This is a genomic window from Cryobacterium sp. M23 (assembly GCF_002929655.1).
GTDB lineage: Bacteria > Actinomycetota > Actinomycetes > Actinomycetales > Microbacteriaceae > Cryobacterium > Cryobacterium sandaracinum.
In genome coordinates this window covers 60,339-75,935 of record NZ_PJJV01000078.1, presented here as the reverse complement: position 1 = coordinate 75,935, position 15,597 = coordinate 60,339, and the positions used below count along the sequence as shown (strand labels likewise).

General features: G+C 67.9%; 17 protein-coding genes. 3 read left to right on the top strand and 14 right to left on the bottom strand.

Going from position 1 to position 15,597, the window contains the following annotated elements; genetic code table 11:
• Positions 1 to 8 precede the first annotated feature (8 nt).
• Entirely contained in the window at positions 9 to 497 is a 489-nt protein-coding gene (csrA, locus tag CXY82_RS18685; RefSeq protein ID WP_199180965.1) for a carbon storage regulator CsrA, read from the top strand.
• On the opposite strand, the gene CXY82_RS13055 is transcribed toward csrA, so the two are convergent.
• The 6 genes from CXY82_RS13055 to CXY82_RS13030 form a co-directional block, all read right to left on the bottom strand.
• A complete protein-coding gene (locus tag CXY82_RS13055; RefSeq protein ID WP_104171296.1) occupies positions 400 to 1,854 on the bottom strand; it encodes a DUF222 domain-containing protein in 1,455 nt (484 codons plus the stop codon). The two genes, csrA and CXY82_RS13055, sit on opposite strands and share 98 nt — an antisense overlap.
• 264 nt (positions 1,855 to 2,118) lie before the next feature.
• On the bottom strand, positions 2,119 to 3,189 hold the full coding sequence (locus CXY82_RS13050) for a glycosidase (protein ID WP_104171295.1): 1,071 nt from the start codon (positions 3,187 to 3,189) through the stop codon (positions 2,119 to 2,121).
• A 2-nt stretch (positions 3,190 to 3,191) separates the two neighbouring features.
• Positions 3,192 to 4,025, bottom strand: coding sequence for a carbohydrate ABC transporter permease (locus CXY82_RS13045; RefSeq protein ID WP_104171294.1), 834 nt, complete (start codon positions 4,023 to 4,025; stop codon positions 3,192 to 3,194).
• Positions 4,022 to 4,978 (bottom strand): carbohydrate ABC transporter permease, encoded by a 957-nt coding sequence (locus tag CXY82_RS13040; RefSeq protein WP_104171293.1) that lies wholly within the window; start codon positions 4,976 to 4,978, stop codon positions 4,022 to 4,024. Before CXY82_RS13040 ends, CXY82_RS13045 begins: the two co-directional genes overlap by 4 nt.
• A gap of 3 nt (positions 4,979 to 4,981) precedes the next feature.
• On the bottom strand, positions 4,982 to 6,268 hold the full coding sequence (locus CXY82_RS13035; protein WP_104171345.1) for an extracellular solute-binding protein: 1,287 nt from the start codon (positions 6,266 to 6,268) through the stop codon (positions 4,982 to 4,984).
• A gap of 80 nt (positions 6,269 to 6,348) precedes the next feature.
• The gene (locus CXY82_RS13030; RefSeq protein ID WP_233194130.1) at positions 6,349 to 7,437 is read right to left on the bottom strand and encodes a LacI family DNA-binding transcriptional regulator; all 1,089 of its coding nucleotides are present in this window, start codon (positions 7,435 to 7,437) and stop codon (positions 6,349 to 6,351) included.
• A 146-nt stretch (positions 7,438 to 7,583) separates the two neighbouring features.
• Between CXY82_RS13030 and CXY82_RS13025 the strand changes: the two genes are divergently transcribed.
• The gene (locus CXY82_RS13025; RefSeq protein ID WP_104171291.1) at positions 7,584 to 9,023 is read left to right on the top strand and encodes a lipase maturation factor family protein; all 1,440 of its coding nucleotides are present in this window, start codon (positions 7,584 to 7,586) and stop codon (positions 9,021 to 9,023) included.
• Positions 9,016 to 9,363, top strand: coding sequence for an NAD(P)-binding protein (locus tag CXY82_RS18330; RefSeq protein ID WP_104171290.1), 348 nt, complete (start codon positions 9,016 to 9,018; stop codon positions 9,361 to 9,363). Before CXY82_RS13025 ends, CXY82_RS18330 begins: the two co-directional genes overlap by 8 nt.
• 63 nt (positions 9,364 to 9,426) lie before the next feature.
• Here the strand turns inward: CXY82_RS18330 and CXY82_RS13015 are convergent, their stop codons facing one another.
• The 8 genes from CXY82_RS13015 to idi are packed head-to-tail and all read right to left on the bottom strand — an operon-like array spanning position 9,427 to position 15,516.
• Positions 9,427 to 9,828 (bottom strand): RNA-binding S4 domain-containing protein, encoded by a 402-nt coding sequence (locus CXY82_RS13015; RefSeq protein WP_104099321.1) that lies wholly within the window; start codon positions 9,826 to 9,828, stop codon positions 9,427 to 9,429.
• A gap of 40 nt (positions 9,829 to 9,868) precedes the next feature.
• Positions 9,869 to 10,771: a prenyltransferase gene (locus CXY82_RS13010; protein WP_104171289.1), complete on the bottom strand. Its 903-nt coding sequence runs from the start codon at positions 10,769 to 10,771 to the stop codon at positions 9,869 to 9,871.
• Complete coding sequence (locus CXY82_RS17385; RefSeq protein WP_134543066.1) at positions 10,764 to 11,072, bottom strand: lycopene cyclase domain-containing protein; 309 nt, start codon at positions 11,070 to 11,072, stop codon at positions 10,764 to 10,766. The genes CXY82_RS13010 and CXY82_RS17385 overlap by 8 nt, the downstream gene beginning before the upstream one ends.
• Positions 11,069 to 11,419, bottom strand: coding sequence for a lycopene cyclase domain-containing protein (locus CXY82_RS13000; RefSeq protein WP_104171288.1), 351 nt, complete (start codon positions 11,417 to 11,419; stop codon positions 11,069 to 11,071). The genes CXY82_RS17385 and CXY82_RS13000 overlap by 4 nt, the downstream gene beginning before the upstream one ends.
• Before the next feature lie 30 nt (positions 11,420 to 11,449).
• Positions 11,450 to 13,054, bottom strand: coding sequence for a phytoene desaturase family protein (gene crtI, locus CXY82_RS12995; RefSeq protein WP_104171287.1), 1,605 nt, complete (start codon positions 13,052 to 13,054; stop codon positions 11,450 to 11,452).
• Positions 13,051 to 13,944 (bottom strand): squalene/phytoene synthase family protein, encoded by an 894-nt coding sequence (locus CXY82_RS12990; protein WP_104171286.1) that lies wholly within the window; start codon positions 13,942 to 13,944, stop codon positions 13,051 to 13,053. Before CXY82_RS12990 ends, crtI begins: the two co-directional genes overlap by 4 nt.
• Entirely contained in the window at positions 13,941 to 14,984 is a 1,044-nt protein-coding gene (locus CXY82_RS12985) for a polyprenyl synthetase family protein (protein WP_104171285.1), read from the bottom strand. The genes CXY82_RS12990 and CXY82_RS12985 overlap by 4 nt, the downstream gene beginning before the upstream one ends.
• A complete protein-coding gene (idi, locus tag CXY82_RS12980) occupies positions 14,977 to 15,516 on the bottom strand; it encodes an isopentenyl-diphosphate Delta-isomerase (RefSeq protein WP_104099328.1) in 540 nt (179 codons plus the stop codon). Before idi ends, CXY82_RS12985 begins: the two co-directional genes overlap by 8 nt.
• Between the last annotated feature and the right edge of the window lie 81 nt (positions 15,517 to 15,597).

Here is a 15,597-nt window from a genome sequence, read left to right as displayed (position 1 = left end):
CTGGACGAGTGCTGGTTCTAACACGCAAACAGGGGGAGAAGATCCTCATCGGTGACGACATCGTCATCACCGTTCTCGACGTGCGCGGTGACAGCATCCGGATCGGCGTCGACGCTCCCCGGGGCGTGCGCATCCAGCGGGACGAGGTGCTCCGCGCCGTGACCGAGGCGAACATCGCGGCGAGTCTCGCGGGTCAGGGCGACGACGACGCCGAGGCCCGCCNGTCAGGGCGACGACGACGCCGAGGCCCGCCTCAAGGCCACCCTCGCCCTCCTTCCCACCGCCCCGCCCGCCGAGTAGCGCGCCGCGCCCCGCCGCGCCCCGCCGCGCCCCGCAGCCCCCGCCGCCGCCCCCGTCCCGGTGGTCGAGCCTGTCAAGACCCGGTGCCAGAGCCACGCCCTACAGCCCCACCGCCTTGCTCGGCAGTGCGATCAGTGTCTGCTCCGGATCGTTCTCCACCGGTGGCCGCAGCCAGTATTGCGTTCTCGTGCGGGTGATCTTCCAGTGCTGGTTGTGCAGCAGCAGATGGTGCGGGTGGCAGAGCAGCACTCCGTCGGCGAGGTTGGTGTCTCCACTGTCTGTGAGCCATTCGTTGATGTGGTGGGCTTCGCTCCAGGCCGGTGATCGGTCGCAGCCGACCCAGAGGCATCCACTATCGCGCACTCCCATCGCGGCGCGCTGTGCCTCCGTGAAGAGTCGTTCGTCACGGCCGACGTCGATGATCTGGCCGATGTCGTCGAATTTGATGCCGCGGGTGCCGGTGTCGCAGAGCAACCGGTCGATGGTTTCCTGCGAGATCGGGATCGGGTTGCCCTCGATCTGCCCGTGAGCGGCGGGTTCGGCGGGACCCGGCTCGCCGGTCTCAGCCGTGAGCGCTTTCTCGGTCACGATCACGCGCACCGCCGGGCGGCGTCCGCCGAAGACCCGGCCGGGGTCGGCTTCGCCGGCGATCGTGAGCAGCTGCACGAGGGAGTCCGCGTTGATCTGCTCGGTGCTGCGCGGGTCGTCCTGCATTTTCTTTGCCCAGGCGGCGCGTTCCGGGTCGACGAAGCGCACTCCGCCGCGGCGGGGTCCGGTGATGGAGTCGAAGGTGGAGAGCACGAACTCGCCGTCTTCGGGGGCGAAGAGCCCGTTCAGGCGCACGTTGCCATTGCTCAGCCGGTAGACCTTCAGGTAGCGGTCGTCGTGGGCCTGCTTCTCCCGGGCGGCGATGCCGGCCTCATCGAGGTGGTCGCGCATCCGGCGGGCCCGTTTGAAGACCTCGTCGGCATTCAACGTTGACGCCTCGGTGAGGAGCGCCGCGAGGGCCACCCGGAGCTTCTCCGCGGTAACTGCCGCGTCGATCTGGCCGAGCCCGGCCCGGATCGACTCGGCCGCGTCAACCGAGAGCGTGCCGGCGGTCACGGCCCGGGCGATCGGCGCCTGCCAGGGCACCCTCGCGGCGAACGCCGCGACGTCGACAGCATCGGCGTCGGCGTCGGGCGTCGAGAGCGTCGAGAGTGCCTCTTCGACCAGCTTGTCGGCCGCCTCGGTGTCGGCCATCATCGTGCCGACCGCGACCAGCTTGTAGGCGTCACCTGTGGATGAGCCGGTCCAGTTCTGGATCAGGGCCTCGGGCGAGAGGAACCCCTGCTGCGCGGCCAGCCCCGAGTGGCCGAGTTCCGGGCGGGAACGTTCGGCGATGGTTGCGGCCATCAACGCGGCATAGGTGTCGAGCAGACGGCGCGCGCAGGCGATCCGCTTCTGGCCGGCCAAAGCCTCGGCGTCGGGAAGAGCCGCGAGGTCGGCGCTCGAGGAGCCCAGCAGGGCGACAGCGTCGGCCGCCCGCCTGAGGTCATCCGCGAGGTTCGTCATGTTATGAGGATACCTTAAGGAGCACACGTAGTCGAGTGTCACTCACCTTTTGTGGATGCGAGTTCCGTATCTTTGTTCGACCGCACGGCTGTTTGGCCGCGCGGCGCCACCGATGATCGTTTGCAGCGTCAGCGGTGAGCCTGCTTCCAGACCCTGCGCCACGAAAGCCGAAGGCGGCCTCCCGGGGATGAGCCCCGGCGAGACCGCCACCAACCGACAAGCGCTCAAGCGCTCAAGCGCGCCAGCACCTGAGTCCCTACGCGCCTACGAGCCCACGCGATCCAGGCGCGCCACGCCGATCTTCGAGTCGGCCATGCCGTAGAACACGAACAGCTGCCCCGCGATCTCCTCGATCGCGGTCGGAAACACCACGTTCGGCACGATGCCGCTGATCTCATCGGGCGTCTCCGCCTTGAGCAGCGGCTCCGACGTGCGCTTCAGCACGATGGTCGGGTCGTCCGCGTCGAGAATCATCGCTCCGGCCGAGTAGTTCACCTTCTGCTGCTGCGAGAACGCGCCGTCGATGGTTCCGGTGACGCCGTGGTGCATCAGCAGCCAGCCCTCCGGCACCCGCAACGGGGCAGGGCCGCCGCCGATCTTCAGCTCTTCGAACGCGAACTCCGGCCCGGCCAGGAAACGGTGGCCGCTCCAGAAGGTGAGCTTCGTGATGTCGGCGAGCACATCCGCGACCGGCAGATAGCTGATCCAGATGCTCTGCCGGGTGTCGGTGACGCCGGCGGGAACACGGATGCCCTCACCCGGCTTGACCTCGCCCAGATCCCACATCGGGCGGTGCAGCACGGCGAAGCACTCGACTCCATGCGGGCCGGCGACCGGCTCCGGGAAGAACACGGTGTCCTTGTTGTGGAACAGGTTCAGGTCCATGTCCAGCGTGTCGTCGAAGGCGAACAGCGCCGGACCGAGCCGGCGCCACTCGCGCAGGTCCGAGGACACGGCAACGGCCGTGCGCGGGCCGAGGGGGCCGTAGGCGACGTAGGTCATCACGTGTAGGCCGAGCCGGGGAACGAAGGTGATCCTGGGATCTTCCACTCCGGCGTTGTTCGCGCCGCGCTCCCAGCCGCGGTCCGGTGCAAGAACGACACCCTCGCGTTCGACGCCCGTGGGCACGCCGTCGGTGATGATGACCTTTGCGAGTCCGACGCGGGAGACGTTTCCGGTGGCGACCAGTCGGGGGAGCAGATACAGAGTTCCGTCGGCAGAGTGCCCCGTGCCGGGGTTCAGCACCCCCTCAGCCTCGAGGTCGTTGCCCGCTTCGGGCGTCATGATGACGCCCATTCGGGTCAGGGTGTAGGGGAATTCAGTGGGGTTGGGCATTTCTAACCTTTCACGCCGGAGCCGATATTGTTCGACACGAAGTGCCGTTGGAAGAGGATGAACAGGATCACAGCAGGGGCGGCCAGGACGCAGGCCCCGGCGAGAACCGCCCCGAACGGGTTCGCCGCTGTGGCGGCGATATTGCTGAGGTAGTTGGCGAGTGACACGGCGAGAGGCTGGAGGGACGCTTCCTTGGTGATCAGGAACGGCCAGAGGAATTCGTTCCACGGTCCGATGAAGGTCAGCAGCACGACGGTCAGCAGGGCCGGCCGCACCAGAGGCAGGGCGATCCGCCGCAGGATCCGCAGTTCGCCGGCGCCGTCGATGCGGGCGGCATCGAACAGATCCTTCGGAATCTGCAGGAAGTACTGCCGGAAGATGATCACGGCCGTCGAGTTGATGGCGAACGGCAGGATCATGCCCAGATAGTTGTCGGCCAGTCCGTAGTCCCGGGCGATCATCACGTAGAGCGGGATCATCAGCAGCTGGAACGGCACGACCTGCACGAGCAGTGCGAGAGCGAAGGTGACACCGCGTCCGCGCCACTGCAGCTGGGCGAGGGCGTAGCCCACCAGAACACCAAAAACCACGGTGCAGAGAATGACGCCACCCGTGAAGATCCCCGAGTTGAGCAGCCCCTGCAGCAGGTTAATCCGGCTGTTGATGTCACCGTAGTTGTCGAGCGTCAGGTTGGCGGGGTTCGGGAACGCGCCGGTGACAGTCGGGTCCGGTTCCTTCTGAAGCGAGCCGATGACCATGTAGTAGAAGGGGAACAGGAACACAAGCGCCCCGACCGTGAGCACCACACCCCGCAGGATGTTCTGCCCGCGGCTCATGATTCGTCACCGCCTGCAAGCTTGCGCTGGATGAACGCGAGGATGAGAACTCCGATCACGAGGATGACGCCGATCGCGGCCGCCGTGTCGGGCGACCCCTGTTCGATCCCGCGCTGGTACATCATCAGCACGGGTGACGAGGATGCCCCGTTCGGGCCGCCGCCGCCGGTGAGCAGGTACGGCTCCGTGAAGAGGTTGGCGCCGGTGACCGTCGAGAGCAGCAGCACGAGCACAGTCGCCGGGCGTACGCCCGGCACGGTGACCGAGAAGAAACTTCGGATCCTGCCCGCGCCATCCGTTGAAGCAGCCTCGTACAGTTCCTCCGACACGTTCTGCAGGGCGGCCAGGTAGAGCAGAATGAAGAATCCGAGGCCCTTCCAGGTCACGAAGATCGCGATGGTGGGCATGGCCCAGTCCTCGTTGATCAGCCACGCCGGATCGGGCGCGAGCGGCCCGAGAATCTGGTTCACGAGGCCGTTGCCGCTGAACAGGAAGATCCAGACGCCGACGACGGCGACGCTCGCGGTCACATAGGGCACGTAGTAGGCAACGCGCAGGAAGGTGCGGAACCGCACGGCCTTGTTCAGGGCGGTGGCGAGCATGAGCGAGAGGATGACCGTCAACGGCACGTTGATCAGCAGGAAGACTCCCACGTTGCCGAAGGAACGGATGATGGCCGGGTCGGCCAGCACTTCCCGAAAATTGTCCAGGCCGACGAATGGCCGGTCCACATCGGCGCCGGGTGCTGCGAAGAAGTAGTCGTGAAACGACATCCAGAAGGCGAAGACCAGCGGGTAGGCGAAGACGGCCAGAACGAAGATGAGGTAGGGGGCGCTGAGCAGGAGCCCGAATGGGTTCTTGCCCAGAAGGGGGTGTTTGCGCCGGCGGGGGCCCCCGCCGGGAGGAGTTGTGCTCCTCCCGGCGACGGTCCGACTCGCGGTTGACTGGGACATCCGTTACGGCTTGGAGATCAGGGTTTTGATCTTCTCGGCGGCGGAGTCGAGGGCGGCGGGGATCTCACCCTCGCCGGTGATGACCGACTTCGTGTACGCGTCGCGGAAGGCCTGCCAGGCGGCGACCGAGCTGGAGACGTTGGGAACCTCGACCATGCGGGATGCCTGGTCGCCGAACTGCTCGTAGGCCGGGTTGGCCGCGAAGTACTCCGGATACACCGTTGGGAGGTCCTCGCGGAGCGGCATCTGGCCGGTCAGCTCGAGAAGCTGTCCGTCCTGGTCCTCGCTGGTGGCGAATTTCAGCACATCCCAGGCGGTGGCCTGGTTCTCGCAGGCCGTGAACATTCCGACGTTCTTCGCGTCACTGAACGTGTAGGTTTCCTCGGCCGGAGTGCCCTCGCTGGTGGGAACGGGAACCGCACCCCAGTTCACGGCGTCCTTGTACACCGACACGGCCCACGGTCCGACGATGGACATCGCGGCCTGGCCATCGGCGAACGAGTCGCCCTGGTACTGCTCTTTGCCGGCGAGACCCTCGGCGTACAGGGTCTTCCAGAACTCCGCGACCTTCGCGCCGTCCTCGTCGTTGAAGGTGGCCTCACCGTCTTCGATCAACTGCGTGCCACCGGTTTCGGCGGCGTAGAGCGGGTAGAAGTCGAACCAGCTCTGGAAGAACTGGCTGGTCGGGGCCGGGTAGATGGCGTTCGGCGCGGCGCCGCTCTCGACGAGGGTGCGCGAGGTGGCGAGGAATTCGTCGTAAGTGGCCAACTGGGGGTTCTCGGCGTCGAGTCCGGCGGCGGTGAACATGTCCTTGTTGTAGAAGATCATGACGGGGTTGGACTTCCACGGCATCTGGAAGTACTTCGCGTCGGCGCCCTGGTACTGCTCGGCCGTGTCGCCGCTGCGTGCCTCGATGTAGGCGGCGCCGTCCTCGAAGCTGGAGAGGTCGACGAGACCACCCTGCTTCTCGAACTGCGGCACCGCGACCGGGGCCGTGTTGAATACGAGGCAGGGGGCGTTGCCGGCCGTGATGGCGGCACCGATGACCTCCTCGCTGCTCTTACCGGCCGGGATTTCCTGCGCCTTCACCTTTTCGTCCGGGTTCTCGGCGTTCCAGGCCTCCACCATCTGCTTGCCCCAGGCGATCTCGGTTTCGTTGTTCGAGTACCAGATCGTGATCGGCCCGCGGTTGGTGGCCGCGTCACCCGTCGTCCCCCCGGACGCGCAAGCGCTTAGTGCCAAGGCCACTGTGGCGGATGCCGCCGTAACGGTGAGAATCCGCCTGGCCATTCCATTGCTGTGCATGTGGTGCTCCATTTCTCAAAACCCGCAGCAGCCTTGCTGCGGTAAACATGTGTCAGCGCTGTGGGTCAGCCGTGGGGCGGGGCGGTCGACCCGCGCACCACGAGCCGGGCCGCCGGGAGGTCCACGTCGTCCGCCGAGCCGTTCTCCATCAGGGCCAAAAGCGTGCTCGCCGCCGCGCGCCCCCACGCCATCGGCGCTGCGCTGACGGTGGTCAGGGGCGGGTACACGTAACGGCAGAAGTCGATGTCGTCGTAGCCCGTGATCGAGAGGTCGTCGGGGACCCGCACGCCCAGCTCGTGCGCCATGCCGAGACCGGCGATGGCCATCGGGTCGTTGGCATAGACGATCGCAGTCGGGGGCGTGTCCTGGGTCAGGAGGCGCCGAGTGGCATCTGACCCGGCGCCCACGGAGAAATCGGTCTCGACGGTCTGCCCCCCCGGCAGGCCCGCCTCGCGCAGGGCGGCGGCGAAGGCCGCGCGCCGGCGGCTGCCGTGCAGCAGCGTCGAGCTGCCCGCGACGTGCGCGATGCGGCGGTGGCCGAGGGTGGCGAGGTGAGCGACGGATGCCATCACACCAGGTGTGTCGTCCACGGTCACCGCAGGGAAGGGGCTGGGCCCGTCGGGGCGTCCGAGCGTGACCGCCGGCAGACCAAGCTCGGCGAGGAGCGGGATGCGCGGGTCGCCGTGGCGGAGGTCGCTGAGAAAGACCCCGTCGACGCGCCCGTCGGCCACGAGTGAGCGGTAGGTCTTCAACTCGGTCTCCTCGTCGGGAACGACGCTGAGCACGAGGGCGCGACCCTCCGGGGCAAGGATGCTCTCGACGCCCGCGATGAAGGAGGGGAAGAACGGGTCGGAGGCAAGCACGTCCGGGTTGCGGGCGATCACGAGGCCGAGCGCGTAGGACCGCTGCGTGGAGAGCGACCGGGCGCGGAGGGACGGCTTCCAGCCCAGCTCCTTGGCGACCTGAAGGATGCGCACCCGGGTCTCGGGGGCGACGCCGGGCCGGTTGTTGAGGGCGAAGGAGACGAGGCCCTTGCTGACGCCGGCCCGCTTGGCGACCACCTCGATGGTGACCTTTGGGGGGTTCGCGACCGACTTCGCGGCGGACTGAGCGGTGGGCTTCACGGTGGTGGTGGCACGAATATTCGCAGGCACGTTTCTGGGCCTCCTCATTGACAGCCGACCCAACCTGAACCGGTTTAGAAAGGCTATACCGGTTTAGTTCCCCCCGTCAAGGGGGCGGCTTCGATTACAGCCGGTCCGATTGAACCCAGGCCGGGGAAGGCCTAGATTGTGCTCAAATGGACTGGTTCGGGGCCGGAGAATACGAGATCGCGCGGCAGGTGCTGCAGCGCGGGGTGGCTGCCTGCTACCTGATCGCCTTCGTTTCGGCCGTCAACCAATTCCCCGCGCTGCTCGGCGACCATGGCCTGCTCCCGGTGGCCCGTTTTGTGGCCCGCGTGAGGTTCAGCGAGTCGCCGAGTATTTTCCACTGGCATTACTCCGACCGGATGCTGCGTTCCCTCGCCTGGTCCGGCGCCGCCGTGGCGGCCACGCTCGTGGCCGGCCTGCCGCAGTTCGGGCCGCCCTGGCTGCCGATGGTCGCTTTCCTCCTGCTCTTCGTGGGCTACCTGTCGATCGTCAACGTCGGCCAATCCTTCTACTCGTTCGGCTGGGAGAGTCTGCTGCTGGAGGCCGGTTTCGTGGTGGCCTTCCTCGGCTCCGAGCAGGTGGCCCCTCCGCTCTTCGTGATCCTGTTCTGCCGCTGGCTGCTCTTCCGGCTGGAATTCGGCGCCGGCCTGATTAAGATCCGCGGCGGCCGGGAGTGGCGAGACCTGACCGCCCTCTATTACCACCATGAAACGCAGCCGATGCCGAACCCGCTCAGTTGGTTCGCACACCACCTGCCCCCGTGGTTCCACCGCGGGGAGGTGATCGGCAACCACTTCGCGCAGTTGGTCGTGCCGTTCTTCCTCTTTGCGCCCCAGCCCGTCGCATCCGTCGCGGCCCTGATCGTAATCCTGAGCCAGTTCTGGCTGGTGCTCACCGGCAACTTCGCCTGGCTGAACTGGATCACCATCGTGCTGGCCTTCTCTGCCGTCGACGACGCCACGCTGCGTGCGGTGCTGCCGTGGCTGCCGGCCGGGGAGGCCGCACCGGATGGCCCGCTCTGGTTCGTGATCGTGGTCAGCCTGGCCACCGCCCTGCTCCTGGTGCTCAGCTACTGGCCGCTTCGCAACCTGGTCGCCCGCCGGCAACTGATGAATGCGAGCTTCAACCGGTACCACCTGGTGAACGCCTACGGTGCGTTCGGCACGGTCACCCGGCAGCGCCACGAGGTGGTCGTCGAGGGCAGCGACGCCGCCGACCCGACCGACGAGACGGGCTGGCGCGCCTACGAGTTCCGCGGCAAGCCCGGCGACCCCGAGCACCGGCCCCGCCAGTTCGCGCCGTACCACCTGCGCCTGGACTGGCTGATGTGGTTCCTGGCGCTCGGCGACCCGGGCACCCGCTGGTTCGAGATGTTCCTGGCCCGCCTCCTCGAGGGCGACCGACCCACGCTGCGGATGGTGCGGGTCAACCCGTTCCCGCAGGCCCCGCCCCGCTACGTGCGCGCCCGGGTCTACCGCTACCGCTACTCCACTCCGGACGAACGCCGAGAGACCCGAGAGTGGTGGGTGCGCTCGGAGGTCGGCCTGCTCGTGGCCCCCATCACCCTGGCCTGGAGGTCCCGTGCCTGACGTCGACGTGGTTGGAGCCGGGCCCAACGGGCCGGAGGCGGCGCTCGTCCTGGCCCGGACCGGGCTGAGCGTGCACGTCACCGAGCGGGAGAGCCGGCCCGGCGGCGCCCAGCGCACGGAGAAGCTGAGCATCGTCGACGGCATCCGGGAAGACGCCGGTTCCTTGGCTCTACCTCTGCTTGGCCTCCACCCCGCCGGGCCCGGCCGTGCGCGGCATGAACGGCAGGTAGGCCGCCACCCTGGCCGCGCCCGTCTGGCTGCGATTCCACCGTCGTTTCGGCGGAGAGCCAGAACGAGGGGTGAATGTCCGAACCGCACCGCCCGGCTGCACGGGCGGTGATGTGGCACATCCTGCGACACGCGAGCTCGGCCGGGCCTGACCCACGACTGAGCCGGGACGCTGCTACTCGTCGTCGGGGCCCGGCGGCAGCACCTCGGGCGCCCGAAGCTTGTCGATCTCGCGGCGTTCGCGCTTGGTGGGACGGCCGGCGCCGCGGTCCCGCATCGGGAGGAGCGCCACCTCCTCGCGCGGGGGCGGCGGGGGAGTCTGGTCGACGAAGCACTCCGCCGCGACTGGCGCGCTGACCCGTTTGACCATGATCTTCGACACGACCAGGATGCGGTCGAAACCGCTGATGCGTACCCGCACCTCGTCGCCGATCCGCACGGTCTGCGCGGACTTGGCCCGCTCGCCGTTCACCTTGACGTGACCGGCTCGGCAGGCGGCCGTGGCCTGGGAACGGGTCTTGAACATCCGCACGGCCCAGGTCCAGCTGTCGACACGGGCGGTGGTCAGAGGCTCCATCCCTCGACTCTACGGCTCGCAGGCCCGAACGGCCCGCACCCTAGAAAGGCCCGAGCTTCACCCAGGCGATCAGCAGCATGGTCACCAGGAATCCGGTCAGGAAGTTGAGCCAGAGAAAACGCGTCCAGCCGGCGTTCGCGGTCTCGGACCGCTCGTCCGACACCGACCGGAACGGCCAGGCCGCCAGAATGTAGGGCACCGCGAGCACCGAGGCCAGCAGCCCGGGCCAGCCGGTCACAAGCATGAGCAGCCCGGCCAGGGCCCAGAATGCGATCGCGAGGCGCACGGTCCGCGCGGCGCCGAGCGCGGTCGCGATCGAGGCGATGCCGCCTTCCCGGTCGGGCACGACGTCCTGCACGGCGCCGAAAGCGTGGCTGGCCATGCCCCAGAGGAAGAACGCGGCGAGCAGGGCAACCAGGCCGGGCGTCGCGACGGCGCCGGCCACCACGAGACCGTAGACGGCGGGGCTGACGAAGTGGGTGCTCGAGGTGATCGAGTCCACGATCGGGCGCTCCTTGAACCTTAGTCCCGGAACGGAGTACGCGGCCACCGCGAACAGGCTCACGACCAGAATGAACCATGACCACGGATGCTCCGCGCCGGCCAAGACGAGCATCGCCACCAGCATGGGCACAGCCGTCACGATCCCGGAGACGAGCACCGTGCGGTGAAGGACCGGGTCCAGCATGGCTCCCTCGACGCCGCCCTTGCGCGGGTTGCGCAGGTCGGACTCGTAGTCGAAGACGTCGTTGATTCCGTACATCAGCAGGTTGTACGGAATGAGGAAGAAGAGGGTGCCCACCAGCAGCAGGGCGTCCACCCGGCCGGTCGTCACCACATACGCGGCGGCAAACGGGAACGCCGTGTTGATCCAGCTCAGCGGACGCGACGAGAGCAGCACCTGCCGGGTCTTCCAGAGCGGCGGGGTGCGAGTCTCAGTCATTCGGTTTTCTTTCCAGCAGGGCCCAGAGCGCGGGCAGCAGGAGCGCTGCCGCAACGGGATAGGCGAAGTCTTCGATCGGGGCCAGGCCGATCCGCAATCCGAAGATGCGGCTGGGATCGTAGTCGACCAGTCCGACCCCGATCATAATGCTGTCGAAAACGGCCGTGAGCACGAGCACGGTGGCCACGGCGATCCCGGCGGCACGGATCCTGTGCCGGGAGAGCCGGCCGCGGCGCACGGCCGCGAGGAACACAGCCGTGGCGAGCAGAAGGAAGACGGTGTTCAGGAGCAGGTAGGTCACCCGTCGCTCCCCTCGTCGACGCCGGCCCGTTCGGCCCGGGAGGCGAGCAGCAGGCGCGCCCCCTGCACGGCGTTCATGGTGAGGTAGCAGAGGAAGGTGAGGAAGAAGAACTCCTCCACGGGCAGCTCCGGGGCCAGCTGCAGACCGGTCATCAGGGTCGTCTCGCCCCGGTAGAAGATGCCCAGGCCGATTCCGAAGAGGTCCCAGACGAGGAAGTACACCAGTCCGGCGCCGAGCACGATGGCCGCTCGCACCGGGTTCCGCCAGAAGAACAGCCGGAAGCGACGGTCGAGCAGCACCATTGCCCCCAGGCTGAGAAGCAGGGTCAGCAGATACGCGAACGTCACAGCACTACCGGATTCACTGTGCTGCCGAAGTCACTGGGCTTCCGGCAGCGGCGCCCGCACGGAGTTCGGCAGCGGTTCCGGGAGCGGTCCCGTGCTCGTGTCCGAGTTGATCCGCTTGAGGAGAATTTCAGCGCTGATCAAGCACATCGGAAGTCCGATGCCCGGGATGGTGGTGCCGCCGGCGTAGAACAGACCGTCGACCTTCGCGGAGGCGTTGGAGCCGCGCAGGAATGCGCTCTGCCGCAGGGTGTGCGCCGGGCCGAGGGCCCCGCCGCGCCAGGAGTTGAGGTCGTCGGCGAAGTCGCCGGGTCCCACCGTGCGGCGCACCACGATCCGCTCCGCCAGGTCGGGAATGCCGGCCCAGTCGCTGAGCTGTCTGACGGTGTCATCCGCGATCTTCTCGATCGCGGCCGAGCCTTGGCCGTTGATCCCGCCGTGGCCGAGGCCCGGGTCGGCGGGGATCGGCACCAGCAGGAACATGTTCGTGTAGCCCTCAGGGGCGACTCCCGGGTCGGTGGCACTGGGCATACAGGCGTAGAAGGAGGCCGGCGAGGGCACGCTGGTCTTCTTGCCGAAGATACGGCCGAAGTTCTCGGCCCAGTCCCTGGTGAAGAACAGACTGTGATGTTTCAGCTCGGGCAGGTCTCCCTTGATGCCGAGCATCACGAGCACGGCGCCCGGACCGGAGACGCGCTTCTGCCACCAGCGCTCGGGGTAGGTCTGCGCGGATGCCGGCAGCAGCTCGGTCTCCGTGTGGTGCAGGTCGGCGGCCGAGACGACCGTGTCGGCGTCGAGGGTGACACTGGTGCCGTCGCCCGTGCGATAGCTGACCCCGGCGACGGCGGTCGCGGCGCCCGGGGTGGTGTGGATCGCCGTCACGGTCGCCTCGGTGATCACGGTCACGCCCTGCGCTCTCGCGATGTCGGCGATGCTGTCGATCAGCCGAGTGAACCCACCCTGCGGATAGAGCACGCCGTCGGCCATGTCGAGGTGGCTCATCAGGTGGTACATCGACGGGGTCTGGTCGGGCGAGGAGCCGAGAAACACGGCCGGGTAGCCGAGGATCTGGCGCAAACGGTGGTCCTTCACATAGCCGGCCACGAACTTGTCCAGCGGCTGCAGCAGCAGTCGGGCCAACCGACCGAGCCGCTTCAGCACATCCGGAACCAGCAGGGGTGTGAAGGAGGCGAAGCTTGTATACAGGAACCGTTTGACTGCCATGTCATATGTCTCTTTGGCCGAGACGAGGTAGCGGTCGAGGGCCGCGCCCGCACCGGGTTCGAGGCTTTCGAACAGACGGATGTTGTCGGCCCGCTCGGCCGCGATGTCCACCGGCTCCGTCGTGCCCTCGAAGAAGACCCGGTAGCCCGGGTCGAGGCGGGTCAGGTCGAGCTGTTCCGCGGAGGATGTGCCGAACAGCCGGTAGAAGTGGTCGAACACCTGCGGCATCAGGTACCAGGACGGCCCGGTCTCGAACCGGAAGCCGTCGACGTCCCAGAAGCCGGCCCGGCCGCCGAGGGTGGCCTGCGCCTCGAGCAGGGTGACCTGGTGGCCGTCCCGGGCCAGCAGCGCGGCGCTGGCCAGTCCGGCGATGCCGCCGCCGATGACAACGGTGTGCCTGGTCGGTGCGCTCATCGCTTCCACGCTCCCGGTCCGAACGACGCGGTGAGTGCAATCATGATTTTCTCCGGATCCGGCACCCGTACCCGGGCGCTCATCAGTTCTCGCGCGGGGGTGACTCGCAGCTTCGCCGACAAGCGGGCGAAAAGGTGGTGTGCAGCGGTGACCGCGCGGCGGCTCCCCACCGGGAGCATGGGCAACACGCGGGCCGCCGCGTCGAGGTCGGCGTCCATGTCGTCGAGGAGTTCGTTCTTCTGTGTTTCGGTCATGGTCAGCAGGTTCACACCGGGAAAGTAGTTGCGGCCGAGGGCGTCCCGGTCGGCGGCGAGGTCGCGCAGGAAGTTGACCTTCTGGAACGCCGCGCCGAGGCTCCGGGCACCGGCCTCGAGAACCTGGAGCTCATCGGTCGTGCACCGCGTGTCCTGCACGAAGCAGCGCAGACACATCAGCCCGATCACCTCGGCCGAACCGTAGATGTACTCGGCCACTCCGGCCGCGTCGAACGGCAACGGGTCGAGGTCCCGGCGCATCGAGGCGAAGAAGGGTGTGGTCAGGCTGGTGTCGATTCCGGCTTCCCGGGCGGTCGCCGCGAAGGCGTGCACGACCAGATTGGTGCTGAAGCCCGACCCCATCGCCTGGCTGGTCTCCCGTTCGAGCGCGTCCAGCAGGTCGCGCTGGCCGTCCACGTTCACGCCGGCCTGGCTTGCGGCGCCGTCCACGATCTCATCGGCGACCCGGACCAGGGCGTAGATGGTGCGCACCTGGCTGCGCACGCGCGGCTCGAGGAGACGGGCCGCGAGGCCGAACGAGGTGGAATAGTGGCCGATGACCGTGGCGGAGCTGGCCCGGGCCGCGGCGTTGTACTTCGCGATGCCGGTGTGGTCGTCGGGGCTGTCACGTTTCATCGGCTGCGATTCACGGCGGTGCCTGCCAGGGTGGTGAGCAGCTCGCGCAGGGGCGCCGGTACGGCGGCCGTGTCGAGCGCGGCCACGGCGCGAGTGCAGTGGTCGGTGGCCAGCTCATCCGTTGCCTGCAGGGCGCCGCAGTCACGAAGCAGGCCGCGCACGGTGTCCGCTTCCGCCTCGGTGAGGTCGGCCTTGCCGATGAAGGGGGCGATCTCTGGCCAGCCGCGGGTGGTGCCCGCGTGGGCGATCAGGGTCGTCTGCTTGCCTTCCCGCAGGTCGGTGAGCACGCTTTTGCCGGTCTTCTCCGGGTTGCCGAAGACCCCGAGGACGTCGTCGGTCAGCTGGAAGGCCACGCCGATCAGGCGGCCGTAGGCGCCGAGCACGTCGATCGCCTCGGCCGAGCCGCCGGCCAGGATGGCGCCGGCCTGCAGGGGAGCCTCGAACGAGTAGACCGCCGTCTTCTGCTCCAGGGTGGAGATGACCTGGGCCACCGTGAGCGGATGCTTCGACGCGGCGTTGGTGACGTCCGCCAGTTCCCCGGCAGCGGAGACGAACACCGCTCGATCGAGCAGGTCGAGCAGGCGGCCGCGCAGTTCGAGCTCGACCGGCAGCATCGCGAGGGCGCGGTGGGCCTCGCTCAGCGCCAGGTCGCCGGCCAGGATCGCGGCCGTCGCGGCCCACGCCCCGGCCTGGTCGCCGGCTCCGTGGGCGAGGGCGCGCTCGGTGAACTGCCCGGCGATGTTGGCCACGCCGCGGCGGGCGAGGTCGTGGTCGATCACGTCGTCGTGGATCACGAAGGCCGTGTGCAACAGTTCGAAGCTGACCGCGACCGGAGTGGCCAGGGTGAGGTCGGTGCCGCCGAGGCCGGTGAACGCGGCCAGCACCAGTGCGGGGCGCACACGCTTGCCGCCGCTGCTGGCCTGCTCAAGAGAGTCCCAGAGCGCGACATAGTGTTCGCCGTAGTCGCTGGCGCGCAGGCGGGCGGCAGCGAAAAAACGCTGCAACTCCGTCCCTACCCCGAGCGTCTGGATTTCATGCATCGAAACTGGTCAATTCCTGGAGCTGCAGCCCCAACCAGGGGCTGAACGCCCACGGGGCGTCCCGCACCGAGCGCTGCAGGGCGGCCGGCTCCACCCAGGCAAATTCCATGACCTCGTCCGGGTTGGGTACGGGTTCGCCGGTGGCGCGGGCCAGGTAGACGGGGCAGATCTCGTTCTCGACGATGCCGCTGCTGTCGACGGCGCGGTAGCGGAAGTCAGGCAGGGTGACCGTCAGGTTCGCAATCGAGAGTCCGAGCTCGAACAGCGCGCGCCGCTCGATGGCAGCGGGAAATTCCTCGCCCGGGAGCGGATGGCCGCAAAAGGAGTTGGTCCAGACGCCCGGCCAGGTCCTCTTCGACAGGGCGCGTCGGGTAACGAGAACCTCGCCGGCCGGATTGAGCACATGGCAGGAGAAAGCGAGGTGGAGCGCGGTGTCCGTGTCGTGCACACTGAGCTTCGGGGCCGTGCCGATTTCGCGGCCGGACTCGTCCAGCAGGACCACGAGTTCTTCGAGCACTTCGACCGGCCGCATTAGCCATCCCTTCGGGTGATTCAGTCAAGATACCGGAAAAAATACCTAATCTGATTAGCTAAATTCGAGGCTAGCACGGGG

Excerpts from the sequence above, each read along its gene's own strand:
- crtI (WP_104171287.1), bottom strand. The coding sequence starts at position 13,054 with ATGAGCGCACCGACCAGGCACACCGTTGTCATCGGCGGCGGCATCGCC.
- CXY82_RS13050 (WP_104171295.1), bottom strand. The coding sequence starts at position 3,189 with ATGCCCAACCCCACTGAATTCCCCTACACCCTGACCCGAATGGGCGTC.
- CXY82_RS12990 (WP_104171286.1), bottom strand. The coding sequence starts at position 13,944 with ATGAAACGTGACAGCCCCGACGACCACACCGGCATCGCGAAGTACAAC.
- CXY82_RS13025 (WP_104171291.1), top strand. The coding sequence starts at position 7,584 with ATGGACTGGTTCGGGGCCGGAGAATACGAGATCGCGCGGCAGGTGCTG.
- CXY82_RS13015 (WP_104099321.1), bottom strand. The coding sequence starts at position 9,828 with ATGGAGCCTCTGACCACCGCCCGTGTCGACAGCTGGACCTGGGCCGTG.
- CXY82_RS13035 (WP_104171345.1), bottom strand. The coding sequence starts at position 6,268 with ATGGCCAGGCGGATTCTCACCGTTACGGCGGCATCCGCCACAGTGGCC.
- idi (WP_104099328.1), bottom strand. The coding sequence starts at position 15,516 with ATGCGGCCGGTCGAAGTGCTCGAAGAACTCGTGGTCCTGCTGGACGAG.
- CXY82_RS13040 (WP_104171293.1), bottom strand. The coding sequence starts at position 4,978 with ATGTCCCAGTCAACCGCGAGTCGGACCGTCGCCGGGAGGAGCACAACT.
- CXY82_RS13055 (WP_104171296.1), bottom strand. The coding sequence starts at position 1,854 with ATGACGAACCTCGCGGATGACCTCAGGCGGGCGGCCGACGCTGTCGCC.
- CXY82_RS13045 (WP_104171294.1), bottom strand. The coding sequence starts at position 4,025 with ATGAGCCGCGGGCAGAACATCCTGCGGGGTGTGGTGCTCACGGTCGGG.
- CXY82_RS13010 (WP_104171289.1), bottom strand. The coding sequence starts at position 10,771 with ATGACTGAGACTCGCACCCCGCCGCTCTGGAAGACCCGGCAGGTGCTG.
- CXY82_RS12985 (WP_104171285.1), bottom strand. The coding sequence starts at position 14,984 with ATGCATGAAATCCAGACGCTCGGGGTAGGGACGGAGTTGCAGCGTTTT.